Below are 12,742 nucleotides of genomic sequence, written 5' to 3' on the forward strand. Positions count from 1 at the left end.
AACGACCGCGACGGTGGTGGTCCGCCGGGACCACCGATGGAAGGGCGTGTCCGCCGTATCGCGGGTAGCGTCGGAGGCGTCGGTGCGGGACCCTCGACGGGGATGTCACGCTTCGGCGCGCTGGAGGAGGCGATGTGACGATGAGCAGCGAGATGCGCGTCGTCGGCGTGCGAGTTGAACTACCAGCCAACCAGCCGATCCTGCTGTTGCGCGAGGCCCAGGGCGAGCGCTACCTGCCGATCTGGATCGGGTCGGTCGAAGCGACGGCCATCGCCCTGGAGCAGCAGGGCGTGCGGCCCCAGCGGCCGCTCACGCACGACCTGCTCAAGGACGTCATCGGAGCCCTGGGCCGCGACCTGGAGCAGGTGCGGATCACCGACCTGCAGGAGGGCACCTTCTTCGCCGAGCTGGTGTTCGACGGTGATGTGCGGGTGTCCGCGCGGCCGAGCGACTCGGTGGCGCTGGCGTTGCGCATCGGAGTTCCGATCCACGCCGACGAGTCGGTCCTCGACGAGGCCGGGTTGATCATTCCGGACGAGCAGGAGGACGAGGTGGAGAAGTTCCGCGAATTCCTCGACTCCGTCTCCCCGGAGGACTTCCGCGGCGCCGACACCTGAGGACCGGCGCTACGGGTCCTAGTCCGAACAGACCACACCGGCCCCCGGGTTGCACCAGCAGCCCGGGGGCCGGGTTCTTGCTCCGGCGAACGGGAGCGCGCGCGGCCCGCGCGTCGCGTTGACCCGCCTGCTGAGCGGGCATACCTTCGGACTTACGCGAATTGCCCCGGTGTGATTCAGCCGGTGTACGGCTTCGCGGCCCTGGATCGCAAACGGTCCGGGCGCTGGTGATCGTCGTCGTCGGCTTCGGGCCGGACGAGGGGAGGCAGGCGTGGTGGAGGAAGCAGCGACCTCGGATGCTGCGGAGCAGGGTGAGCTGTTCCCCGACGCCTCTGCCCCGGACGAACTGGTCGGTTACCGCGGGCCGGCGGCCTGCCAGATCGCGGGCATCACCTACCGGCAGCTCGACTACTGGGCTCGCACCAAGCTGGTCGGGCCGTCCATCCGCGGCGCCGCCGGGTCGGGTTCGCAGCGGTTGTACTCGTTCAAGGACATCCTGGTGCTCAAGGTCGTCAAGCGCCTGCTGGACACCGGGGTGTCGCTGCACAACATCCGGGTCGCGGTGGAGCACCTGCGCAAGCGCGGCGTTCAGGACCTGGCGAAGCTGACGCTGTTCAGCGACGGCACCACGGTCTACGAGTGCACCTCCGCGGAGGAGGTGGTAGATCTGCTGCAGGGCGGCCAGGGAGTGTTCGGCATCGCGGTCAGCGGTGCGATGCGCGAGATCAGCGGGACCATCCACGAGTTCCCGGCCGAGCGGGCCGACGGTGGCGAGAACATCGAGTCGGCGATCAACGACGAGCTCGCGGCCCGCCGCCGCGACCGCCAGGCGGAGACCGGCTGAACGACCGGCATCGTCCATGTGTGCGGTAGCCGACATTGATGGTCTGATAAGCCGCGTTGATCGGGTACTCTGAGCGCCATCGCCGACCCCGTGCGGGAGAGTCCGGTCCTGGTCTTGCCAGGGCAGGCGCCGAAGGAGCAACTCTCCCCGACAACCTCTCAGGCCACCTGGACCGCACGGGCGAGATACCTCTGGAAAGCGGGCACACCTAGCGTGAGCCCCGCCGACGGTGCAAGCCCGGTCCGCCGGGTGAAGCTCTCAGGCGTTCGCTCCGCGAACGGGGACAGAGGGGGAGAGCAGCATCCGCTGCCACCCTTTGTTCGCCGCGATGAGTGAGGTTTTGGCGATGACCGACGCGACGCACGACCGCATCCCTCTGGCCGCGCTGGAGCACGGCAGGCCGTTCGCTGACCGCCACGTCGGGCCGATGCCCGCCGAACTGGCCCGCATGCTCGACGTCATCGGCGTCGGCTCCCTGGAAGAGCTCGGTCAGAAGGCCGTCCCGGACACCATCCGCGAGGGCGACCTGCAGCTGTCGCTGCCGGAGCCGGCCACCGAGACCGAGGCGCTGGCGGAGCTGCGCGACCTCGCCGGTCGCTGCACCCCGCACACCGAGATGATCGGCCTGGGCTACTACGGCACGGTCACCCCGCCGGTGATCCTGCGCAACGTGCTGGAGAGCCCCGCCTGGTACACCGCCTACACGCCCTACCAGCCGGAGATCTCGCAGGGCCGGCTGGAGGCGCTGCTGAACTTCCAGACCGTGGTCGCCGACTTGGCCGGGGTTCCGGTCTCCAACGCCTCGATGCTCGACGAGGCCACCGCGGCGGCCGAGGGCATGACCCTGGTGCGCCGCGCGGGCAAGTCCAAGTCGCCGCGCTTCCTGGTCGACGCCGACACGCTGCCGCAGACCATCGCGGTCATCGAGACCCGCGCCGAGCCGCTGGGCATCGAGGTCGTGGTCGCCGACCTGACCTCCGGTGAGCTGCCCGAGGGCGAGTTCTTCGGGGCGCTGCTGTCCTACCCGGGTGCCTCCGGGGCGGTGCGCGACCACGAGGCGCTGATCGCCGCGATCCACGAGCGCGGCGCGAAGGTCGTCGTGGCCACCGACCTGCTGGCGCTGACGCTGCTGCGCGCGCCCGGCGAGATCGGTGCCGACGTGGTCGTGGGCAGCACCCAGCGCTTCGGCGTGCCGATGGGCTTCGGCGGTCCGCACGCCGGGTTCATGGCCGTAGCCAAGGGCCTGGAGCGGCAGCTGCCGGGCCGCCTGGTGGGCGTGAGCGTCGACGTCGAGGGCAACCAGGCGTACCGGCTCGCGCTGCAGACCCGCGAGCAGCACATCCGCCGTGAGAAGGCCACCAGCAACATCTGCACCGCGCAGGTGCTGCTGGCCGTGGTCGCCTCGATGTACGCGGTCTACCACGGTCCGGACGGGCTCAAGGCGATCGCGACCCGCGCGCACCGGATGGCCAGCGTGCTGGCCGAGCAGCTGCGCCGCGGCGGTGTCGAGGTCGTGCACGCCGAGTTCTTCGACACCGTGGTCGCCAAGGTCCCCGGCAAGGCCGACGAGGTGCTGGCGGCCGCGCGCCTCGGCGGGGTGAACCTGCGCCGCGTGGACTCCGACCACGTGGGCATCAGCTGCGACGAGACCACCACCCGCGCGCACCTGGCCGCGGTGTGGGAGGCCTTCGGCGTGACGCCCGGTGACGTCGACCGGCTCGACGTCGAGACCGACGACGCGCTGCCGGGCGCGCTGGCCCGCACGTCGGAGTACCTGACGCACCCGGTGTTCCACACGCACCGCTCCGAGACCTCGCTGCTGCGCTACCTGCGGCAGCTGTCGGACAAGGACATCGCGCTGGACCGCAGCATGATCCCGCTGGGCTCGTGCACGATGAAGCTCAACGCGACCGCGGAGATGGAGCCGATCACCTGGCCCGAGTTCTCCTCGCTGCACCCCTTCGCGCCCGCGCAGGACGCCGAAGGCCTGCTCAAGGTCGTCTCCGACCTGCAGGAATGGCTCGCGGAGGTCACCGGCTACGACGCGGTCAGCCTGCAGCCCAACGCGGGCAGCCAGGGCGAGTTCGCGGGTCTGCTGGCCATCCGCGCCTACCACCACAGCCGTGGTGAGGCCGAGCGCGAGGTGTGCCTGATCCCGGCGAGCGCGCACGGCACCAACGCCGCCAGCGCCGTGATGGCCGGGATGCGCGTGGTCGTGGTCCGCTGCGACGAGCAGGGCAACATCGAGATGGACCACCTGCGCGAGCTCGTCGGCAAGCACGCTCAGGACCTCGCCGCGATCATGATCACCTACCCGTCCACCCACGGCGTCTACGAGGACACCGTGCGGGAGGTCTGCGGGCTGGTGCACGACGCGGGCGGCCAGGTCTACGTCGACGGCGCGAACCTCAACGCGCTGATCGGACTGGCCCGGATGGGCAAGTTCGGTTCCGATGTCTCGCACCTGAACCTGCACAAGACCTTCTGCATCCCGCACGGCGGTGGCGGTCCGGGCGTCGGCCCGATCGGCGTCCGCGAGCACCTCTCGCCGTTCCTGCCCAACCACCCGCTGCAGCCCGCCGCCGGTCCGGCCACCGGTGTCGGCCCGATCAGCGCCGCCCCGTGGGGCAGCGCCTCGATCCTGCCGATCTCCTGGGCCTACGTGCGGATGATGGGCGCCGACGGCCTGCGCCGCGCGACCCTGACCGCGGTGGCCGCCGCCAACTACGTGGCGCGGCGGTTGAGCGAGTACTTCCCGGTGCTCTACACGGGTGCGGGCGGCCTCGTCGCCCACGAGTGCATCCTGGACCTGCGGCAGATCAGCAAGACCAGCGGCATCACCGTCGACGACGTCTCCAAGCGGCTCGCCGACTACGGCATCCACGCGCCGACGATGTCCTTCCCGGTCGCGGGCACGCTGATGGTCGAGCCGACCGAGAGCGAGAACCTCGCCGAGCTGGACCGCTTCTGCGAGGCGATGATCGCCATCCGCGCCGAGATCGACAAGGTCGTCGCAGGGCAGTGGCCCGCCGACGACAACCCGCTGGTCGGTGCCCCGCACACGGCGGCCAGCCTCGCCAAGGAGTGGGTCCACGCCTACTCCCGCGAGGAGGCGGCCTACCCGCTGGGCACGGACGCGATCAAGGTGTTCCCGCCGGTCCGGCGCATCGACGGTGCCAAGGGCGACCGCAACCTGGTCTGCTCCTGCCCGCCGTTGGAGGCGTACCAGGGCTGAGTCGGCGGGTCGGTTTGCGCGTCCGGTCGCGACGATGACACGGTGGCCTCTTCAACCGACCGGCTCCGAGAGGAGTTGAGCACCATGCTCACCATCAGTGAGAGCGCCGTTGAGGTCATCAAGCTCGTCCTCGTCGGCGGCGACTCTCCGGCCAGCTCGGGCTTGCGCATCGCGCCGGCCGGACAGGGGCTGCAGGCGTCGATCGCCGAGGAACCCCAGGAGGGCGACGAGGTGATCGAGGAGAACGGCGTCCGGATCTTCCTGGAGAAGGAGGTCTCGGAGCTCCTGGGCGACAAGACCCTGGACGCCGAGAAGGACAGCAACGGCGAACTGGCACTGGCCGTGCGGGACTGACCTCTGCAGGTGATTCCGCGTGGCCGTTTGGTTGGCGGTGCGGGTGGCGGGACCTCAGACGCCGTCTGGGGCCGGGCGCAACTCCTGATGTATGCCGCCAATACACGGCGTCGCGGCGTCGTCCCCAGACGACGTCTGAGAACCCGCGGCGGTGCGGGTTGCGAGGGCGGTCTTCACGCCTCGCGGCTTCGCCGCTCGCACGACCTCAGAACGGACTCTTGAGCCGTCGACCCGGGTGTTGCGCCCGGGTCGACGGCTTTTTCGGGCTTGAGTGCGAGGAGGACCTCTTGCCAGGACCTGGTGATAGCGGGTGATCGGCAACTACCCTTGACCGGCGGTTGTTCCACCGGGGAGCACCGGTTCGCAGGAGAGGAAGTCCAGTGCCGACCACGACGCTCGCCATGCACATGAGCGACGGGCTGCTCGACGCCCGCACGGCGGTGCTGTTCGCCGTCGTGGCGATAGCCGGCCTGTCGGTGGCGCTGGTGCGCGCGAGGGCCGATCTGGACGACCGCACGGCCCCGATGGCCGGTCTGGTCGCGGCGTTCGTCTTCGCCGCGCAGATGATCAACTTCCCGGTGCTGCCGGGCGTGAGCGGGCACCTGCTCGGCGGTGCGCTGGCCGCGATCCTGGCGGGCCCGTGGGTCGGAGCGCTGTGCGTGGCGATCGTGCTGGTCGTCCAGTCGCTGCTGTTCGCCGACGGCGGCCTGACGATGCTCGGCGCGAACATCACGAACATGGCGTTGATCGGCACCGCCGTCGGCTACCTGGTGGCGCTGGCGCTGCGGAAGCCGGCCACCCGCAGCCGGGCCGGGCTGCTGGCCACCGCGTTCATCGCGGGGTGGGTCAACACCGTGCTCGCTTCCTGCGGCTTCCTCGTCGAGTACGCCATCGGCGGCGCCGCCGGGTTCGACCTGGCCACGGTCTCGGTGGCGATGATCGGCGTGCACGGCCTGATCGGCCTGGGCGAGGGCCTGATCACCGCCGCCACGGTCGGCGCCGTCGCCTCGGCCCGGCCGGACCTGGTCCACCTGTTGCGCGGTGCCCGGCGCGAGGAGGTCGCCCGATGAAGCGCTTTCTGCTGATCTTCGCCCTGGTCGTGCTCGCCGTCGCCGGGGGAGTGGCCTACTTCGCCGACTCTGACCCGGACGGTCTCGACGCCGTCACCCAGCGGGGATGCGCGGTGGTGCAGACCGAGCGCGGCGAGTCGCTGGAGGGCAACTGCATCGCCCAGCACACCGGCGACCACGCGCTGGCCGACGGCCCGCTGGCCGACTACGCCGTCGGCGGTGACGAGAGGTTCACCGGTGTCGCCGGGGTCATCGGCGCGGTGGTCACCCTCCTCGCGGCAGGTGGGTTGTTCTGGGGACTGCGTCGTCGCTCCGGCTCGGAGGAGGCGTAGGTGGGCACCGGGCACGCCGACGCCCTGCACCTGCCGGGTGACACGGCGATGCACCGGCTCGACCCGCAGGTGAAGATCACCGCCGCGTTCCTGCTGGTGCTGTGCGTGGTGGCCACGCCGCGCGAGATCTTCTGGGCCTTCGGCGGCTACGCGGTGCTGCTCGCCGCGCTGGCCGCCGTCGCGCGCATCCCGCCGCGCTGGCTGGCCGCGCGACTGCTGATCGAGGTGCCGTTCGTGGCGCTGGCGCTGCTGCTGCCGTTCACCGCGGGTGGCCCGAGCACGCAGGTCGCCGGTGTCGCGCTGTCCACCGAAGGGCTGCTGGCCGGGTTCAACATCATGGCCAAGGGCACGCTCGGTCTCGGGACCTCGCTGCTGCTGGCGGCCACCACCGCGCCGCGCGAGATCGTGCTCGGCCTGCAGCGGCTGCGCGCGCCGAAGCTGGTGATCACCATCATCACCCTGATGCTGCGCTACGCCGAGGTGATCGTCGCCGAAGCCGGCCGGATGCGGATCGCGCGGATCTCCCGGGGCCACGACCCGAGGTTCCTGTGGCAGGCCGGGGCAACCGCGCGCGGCGTCGGCAGCCTGTTCATCCGCTCCTACGAGCGCGGCGAGCGCGTGCACCTGGCGATGCTCTCGCGCGGGTGGGAAGGCGAGATGCCCGAGCTGGAACCGGCTCGCCGCACCTCCTGGAAGAGCTGGAGCACGGGCTTGGCCGCGCCCGCCACCGCGGCCCTGGTGCTGGGGGTGTCGTTGTGGACGGCGTGAGCGAGCAGCCCGCCGGGACCCGCGAAGCGGTGACCGCGCCCGCGCTGGAGATCACCGGTCTGGCGCACGCCTACCCCGACGGGCATCGGGCGCTGCACCACGTCGACCTGCGGGTCGAGCCGGGGGAGCGGGTCGCCGTGCTCGGCCCCAACGGCGCGGGCAAGACGACGCTGACCCTGCACCTCAACGGCGTGCTGCGGCCCACGTCCGGGAGCATCTCCGTGGGCGGGCTGCCGGTGGAGACCCGGCACCTCAAGGAGATCCGCCGCCGCGTCGGCCTGGTCTTCCAGGATCCCGACGACCAGCTGTTCATGCCGACCGTCCGGGAGGACGTCGCCTTCGGGCCGGCCAACTTCGGAGCGCGCGGCGTCGAGCTCGAGCAGCGCGTCCACGAGGCCCTCGACGCGGTCGGGATGACCGAGCACGCCCACCGCTCACCCCTGCACCTGTCCGGGGGCCAGCGCAAACGCGTCGCGCTGGCCGCCGTGCTGGCGTGCCGCCCGGAACTGCTCGTGCTCGACGAGCCCTCGGCGAACCTCGAACCGGTCGCGCGCCGCGAGCTGGCCGAGGTGCTGCTCGCCGTGGGCGGGACGACGCTCATGGTCACCCACGACCTGCCCTACGCGCTGCAGCTGTGCCCGCGCAGCGTGATCATCGACGACGGCCGGGTGGTCGCGGACGGTTCCACCGCCGAGCTGCTCGCCGACGAGGAGCTGCTCGCCGAACACCGGCTGGAACTTCCGTTCGGGTTCCGCGTGCCGTGACCGCTTGACCCCCGCCATCCGGCGAGTGACCGTGATCACGGTCCGCGCGACGGGGAGGTCAGGCGATGTTCGACAGGTCCGGCATCGAACGCGACGAACGGGGCATCGCCCACTACTCCGGGTTGGCCGAGTCGCTGGTGGCCATGCTGCGAGGCACCGTCGAGCGGTTCGGCGACCGCGAAGCGCTGGTGGAGGTCGGCGGTGGCCGGCTGACCTACCGGGAGCTGTGGGACCGGGCCGCCCGGGTCGCCGGTGGGCTGCGCGCGGCCGGGATCTCCCGCGGCGACCGCGTCGCCAACCTGCTGCCCGCCGGCGTGGACTGGGTGCTGGCGTTCCTCGGAACGCAGCTGGCCGGAGGGGTAGCGGTACCGGTCAACATCCGCTTCGCCAAGCCCGAGGTCGACTACGTGCTGGCCGATTCCGGTGCGGTGTTCACCTTCCACCCCGGCGAACCGCTGCCGGACGGGACGTCCTTCGCCGTCGACGACCTCGCCCGCGACGAGGTGGCGGCGATCTTCTACACCAGCGGCACCACCGGGCGCCCCAAGGGCGCGATGACCACCCACGAGAACTTCCTGTCCAATGTGGAGAACGTGTGCCGGGTGAAGGGCATCGACGTCGAAACCGGTTGGCGCACGCGCAACCTCGTGTCGGTTCCGCTGTTCCACGTCACCGGCTGCAACACGCAGCTGCTGCTGCAGCTCTCCTACGGCGGCTCGACCGTGGTGATGCCGTCCTTCGACGTGCGGCGGTTCCTGCGGATCATCTCCGAGGAGCGGATCAACCTGTTCACCACGGTGCCCGCGATCTACGCGCTCGCGCTCAAGCAGCCGGACTTCGCGGAGTGCGACACGTCCTCGGTCGAGCACGTCTCCTACGGCGGTGCTCCCATGGCGCCCGCGCTGGTCGAGCGCATCAAGGCGGCGTTCCCGCGGGCGCGGGTGGGCAACAGCTTCGGGCTGACCGAGACCTCCTCGATCTCCACCTTCCTGCCGCACGAGCACTCGGTCGCGCACGCCGACTCGGTCGGGTTCCCGGCGCCCGTCGTCGACGTCGCGGTGGACGAGCCCGCCCCGGGCACGGGCGTGGGCGAACTGCTGATCCGCGGGCCCAACGTCGTCGCCGGTTACTGGAACAAACCGGAGGCCACGGCCGCGACGTTCGTCGACGGCTGGCTGCGCACCGGTGACCTCGCCCGCGTCGACGACGCAGGGTTGGTCTACATCGTCGACCGCGCGAAGGACGTGATCAACCGGGGTGGCGAGAACGTCTACTCGGTGGAGGTCGAGAACGCGCTGGCGGCCGCGCCGGGCGTGGTGGAGGCGGCGGTCGTCGGCGTGCCGGACGACGTGATGGGGGAGAAGGTCGGCGCGGTCATCGTGGCCGACGACGGCTTCGACGCCCAGCGGCTGCTAGCGCATCTCCAGGACCACCTGGCGGATTTCAAGATCCCGCAGTTCCTGCACCTCAGCGAGCGGCCGCTGCCGCGCAACCCCGGCGGCAAGCTCCTCAAGCGCGACCTGCGCTCCACCTCCACCTGGCAAGGCCCCCTCTGGGGCCGGTGATCACGGGCAGCCGGGCGGTTTTGGTCCGAAGCATCCGTGATCGGAGTCCTTTTCGTCCGGTCAGTTCGGACCTGAAGCGCCCGCTGGTGCGATGAACGACTCATCGCGAGGGCGCTCCGCCGCGGGTTACCGTTGAGCCGAACTGATTTGCGGTGCGAACGAACGAGGGTGGATGTCAGAGCAGTCGCGCGGGAAGTACGCGCTGATCCTGGGCGGGATGTCGGCGTTCGGGCCGCTGTCGATGGACATGTACCTCCCCGCCCTCCCGGCGATCTCCGGCGAGCTCGACGCCGGTGCCTCCCAGGTGCAGCTCTCGCTGATGGCTTGCACGATCGGGCTCGCGCTGGGACAGCTGGTGATGGGCCCGCTGTCGGACACCTACGGCCGTCGCCGCCCGCTGCTCATCGGTGTCGTCGTCTTCGCCCTCGCCTCGCTGGCCTGCGCGCTCGCGCCGTCCGCCTACGCGCTGGCCGCGCTGCGGCTGGTGCAGGGCTTCGGCGGAGCGGCCGGGATCGTGATCGCGCGAGCCGTGGTGCGCGACCTGTTCTCCGGCGTCGCGCTGGCGAAGTTCTTCTCCCTGCTGATGCTGGTCAACGGCGTGGTCCCGGTGCTCGCGCCGGTGCTGGGAGGCCAGCTGCTGCGGGTCACCTCGTGGCGCGGGGTCTTCGTGACCCTGTGCGCGATCGGCGCCGCGCTGCTGGTCGCCGCCCTGCTGGCCCTGCCCGAGACCTTGCCGCCGCAGCAGCGGCGTCCCGGCAGCCTGCCGCAGACCCTGCGCACCTTCGGCGAACTGCTGCGCGACCGGATGTTCACCGGTTTCGCGCTGTCGGCGGCGCTGGCCTTCGCCGCCATGTTCGCCTACATCTCCGGCTCGTCGTTCGTGCTGCAGGACGTCCACCACCTCTCGCCGCAGATGTTCAGCGTGGTCTTCGGAGTGAACTCGATCGGCATCGTGGCGATGGGCCAGCTCAACGGGCTGCTGGTCGGCAAGGTCGACTCGCGGCGGCTGCTGGCGATCGGGCTGAGCTGCAACGCCCTCGGCGGCATCTCCGTGGCGGTCTCGACCGTCCTGGGCCTGGGCCTGGGCGCGCTGCTGCCCGCCCTGTTCGTGACCGTGGCCAGCATCGGCCTGGTGTTCCCGAACGCCACCGCCCTCGCCCTGTCCGGGCACCGCGAGACGGCCGGGAGCGCCTCGGCGCTGCTGGGCGTGCTGCAGTTCATGATCGGCGGGCTGGTCTCCCCGCTGGTCGGCATCGCAGGCTCGGACACCGCGGTGCCGATGGGCCTGGTGATGGGCGCGCTGTCGGTCTCGGCGGTCGCGGTGTTCGCGGCGCTGACCAGGCGCCGCGCCCAACCCGAGCAGCGCTGAGCGCTCGCACCGGCGCCGGGAGTGCACATCGCGCCGCACCGCCAACGCGGTCGCGCTCCGATGGTCGGTGTGAGAAGTGCTGGCGTGGAAGTTGATTCGCAGAGTCGGGGCGCGGTCGGCGCCCTGGCGCCCGAGCACGAGCGGCTGGATCGAAAACCTGAACCGCAGAAGATCTTTCAGACCGTGCTCGGCGCTGCCCAGGTGAGGACGTCGCGGCAGGTGTCGATGAGCCGTTGGCGCAGTCCCGCGGCTTCCTCGGCGAACTCGCGCTGCCGCCGGACGTAGTCGGCGCGGCCTTGCGGGGTCTCGATCGGCACCGGCTCGTAGCCGAGCTCGGAGAGGTCGTAGGGGCTGGCGCACATGTCCAGCTCGCGCACCCGCACCGCCAGCTCGAAGCAGTCGGCGATGAGCTCGCCCGGCACGAACGGGTCGAGCTTGTAGGCCCACTTGAACAAGTCCATGTTCGCGTGGAGGCAACCCGGCTGCTCCAGCCGGACCTGGTCGGCTCGTGACGGTTGCAGCTCGTTGAGCGGACGGGCCTGCGGGGTGAAGAACCGGAACGCGTCGTGGTGGGTGCAGCTGATCGGCATCGACTCCACGACCTCGTCGGTTCCCTCGTGCCCCAGCCGCAGCGGCCAACCGCTGTGCCGGACGTCGCCCGGCTCCGTGCGGTAGACCATCGCCCACTCGTGCAGACCGAAGCAGCCCAGCCGGGCCGGGCGGGACGCGGTCGCGCTGAGCAGACCGAGGATGAACTCCGCCGAGTCGCGCCGCTTGTCGGTCAGCGCCGCCGGGTCCAGCGCGACACCGCCGGGGACTTCGGTGAAGCCCTTGCGGGACAGGAACTCCTGACCGTTCTCCAGCACCACGCCGACGCCGGGCTGCCACCGCTCCAGGCGGGCCGGGCGGAACGAGTAGTAGGTGAACAGGAAGTCCAGCACCGGATGCTTGCGCTGGTGGTGCTGCCGCCTGCGGTGCGGTGAGGTCCACCGGGTCACCCGCTCGCGGTGGGCGGTCCGGCGCTCACGCCACTCCTGCTCGGTCAACACCACCATCGCTGGTCAGGGTATCCGCCCGGGGTTCAGTGGTGGAACTGGACCCAGTCCAGTTGCAGCGCCTCGCCGCCGACCCCCGAACTGATCACCAGGTAGACCGCCTGCTTGCCCGAGACCTTGCGCTCGAGCTTGACCGTCGTGGTCGTCCACATCTGGTCGTTGCCGGCGTCCGCCACGGTGATCTGGCCGACCTTCTCGCCGTGGGAGTTGCCCAGCCGGACCGAGATCGTCGCGTTGGCCGACGGCGGCACCGAGGTGCGGAACCGCGCGGTGACCGCGGTGGCAGGAAGGGGGCCGAAATCCACCTGGTCGAACCGCAGCACGTGCCCCGCCATCAAGGGGCCGGCGTACGCGGTGCCCTGGTAGGTGGAGGTGCTGAACGAGCGTCCCGTCCACCCGGCGGACTCGGCCTGCAGCACTTCGTAGGCGCTGCCAGTGGGACGGCTTCGCTGAACGGTCGAACCGTCCTGCCCCTCGGTTCCGGCCGAGTAACCGAACACCGCCGCCCCAGCGACCACCACCGCCCCTGCGACCAGCACCAGCGTCACCGCGCCCGTGACGATCGTCGTCCGGCCGACCCGGCGCTCGGACGCGGGTTGCTGCGGTGAGGAGTGCGCGGAGCTCGGTCCGCTCTGCCCGTGCCACGAGCCGGACTGCGCAGGGAGGTTCGGCTGCGCGGCTCGCATCTGCTGCGGCGGGATCCACGGCTGCGGCCGGGGCTGCGGGGAGCCCGCCACCGGCCGGGGGATCGACGGCGGCGCGGGGGTCA

At 71.1% G+C, this 12,742-nt stretch carries 12 protein-coding genes and 1 riboswitch; of the genes, 10 read left to right on the plus strand and 2 right to left on the minus strand.

Features of this window, described 5'->3' with window-relative positions:
• Window positions 1-140 precede the first annotated feature (140 nt).
• The 10 genes from E1202_RS26925 (at window position 141) to E1202_RS26970 (ending at window position 10,918) form a co-directional block, all read left to right on the plus strand.
• Window positions 141-617 carry a bifunctional nuclease family protein gene (locus E1202_RS26925; RefSeq protein WP_132626999.1) on the plus strand — a complete coding sequence of 159 codons (477 nt, stop codon included), beginning with the start codon at window positions 141-143 and terminating at the stop codon, window positions 615-617.
• A gap of 271 nt (window positions 618-888) precedes the next feature.
• Window positions 889-1,461 (plus strand): MerR family transcriptional regulator, encoded by a 573-nt coding sequence (locus tag E1202_RS26930; protein ID WP_132673654.1) that lies wholly within the window; start codon window positions 889-891, stop codon window positions 1,459-1,461.
• An 83-nt stretch (window positions 1,462-1,544) separates the two neighbouring features.
• A riboswitch (glycine riboswitch) is annotated at window positions 1,545-1,646 on the plus strand.
• 161 nt (window positions 1,647-1,807) lie between these two features.
• Window positions 1,808-4,696, plus strand: a complete 2,889-nt coding sequence (gcvP, locus tag E1202_RS26935; protein ID WP_132686066.1) for an aminomethyl-transferring glycine dehydrogenase — start codon at window positions 1,808-1,810, stop codon at window positions 4,694-4,696.
• A gap of 84 nt (window positions 4,697-4,780) precedes the next feature.
• Entirely contained in the window at window positions 4,781-5,050 is a 270-nt protein-coding gene (locus E1202_RS26940) for a HesB/YadR/YfhF-family protein (RefSeq protein WP_125089038.1), read from the plus strand.
• Window positions 5,051-5,451: 401 nt separating this feature from the next.
• Entirely contained in the window at window positions 5,452-6,120 is a 669-nt protein-coding gene (locus tag E1202_RS26945; RefSeq protein WP_132686088.1) for an energy-coupling factor ABC transporter permease, read from the plus strand.
• The gene (locus E1202_RS26950; protein ID WP_132686068.1) at window positions 6,117-6,452 is read left to right on the plus strand and encodes a PDGLE domain-containing protein; all 336 of its coding nucleotides are present in this window, start codon (window positions 6,117-6,119) and stop codon (window positions 6,450-6,452) included. The genes E1202_RS26945 and E1202_RS26950 overlap by 4 nt, the downstream gene beginning before the upstream one ends.
• Entirely contained in the window at window positions 6,453-7,220 is a 768-nt protein-coding gene (cbiQ, locus tag E1202_RS26955) for a cobalt ECF transporter T component CbiQ (protein ID WP_132686070.1), read from the plus strand.
• A complete protein-coding gene (locus E1202_RS26960; RefSeq protein ID WP_408007435.1) occupies window positions 7,217-7,984 on the plus strand; it encodes an energy-coupling factor ABC transporter ATP-binding protein in 768 nt (255 codons plus the stop codon). Before cbiQ ends, E1202_RS26960 begins: the two co-directional genes overlap by 4 nt.
• Before the next feature lie 65 nt (window positions 7,985-8,049).
• Window positions 8,050-9,549: a class I adenylate-forming enzyme family protein gene (locus E1202_RS26965; RefSeq protein WP_132686073.1), complete on the plus strand. Its 1,500-nt coding sequence runs from the start codon at window positions 8,050-8,052 to the stop codon at window positions 9,547-9,549.
• Between the two features lie 172 nt (window positions 9,550-9,721).
• Entirely contained in the window at window positions 9,722-10,918 is a 1,197-nt protein-coding gene (locus E1202_RS26970) for a Bcr/CflA family multidrug efflux MFS transporter (RefSeq protein WP_132686075.1), read from the plus strand.
• A 176-nt stretch (window positions 10,919-11,094) separates the two neighbouring features.
• Here the strand turns inward: E1202_RS26970 and E1202_RS26975 are convergent, their stop codons facing one another.
• Both E1202_RS26975 and E1202_RS26980 read right to left on the minus strand, forming a co-directional pair.
• Window positions 11,095-11,973, minus strand: coding sequence for a 3-methyladenine DNA glycosylase (locus tag E1202_RS26975; protein ID WP_132686077.1), 879 nt, complete (start codon window positions 11,971-11,973; stop codon window positions 11,095-11,097).
• A 26-nt stretch (window positions 11,974-11,999) separates the two neighbouring features.
• Window positions 12,000-12,742: carbohydrate-binding protein (locus E1202_RS26980; protein ID WP_165944004.1), on the minus strand; the 743-nt coding region annotated here is incomplete at its 5' end.

The organism is Saccharopolyspora karakumensis (genome assembly GCF_004349225.1).
Taxonomy (GTDB): domain Bacteria; phylum Actinomycetota; class Actinomycetes; order Mycobacteriales; family Pseudonocardiaceae; genus Saccharopolyspora; species Saccharopolyspora endophytica.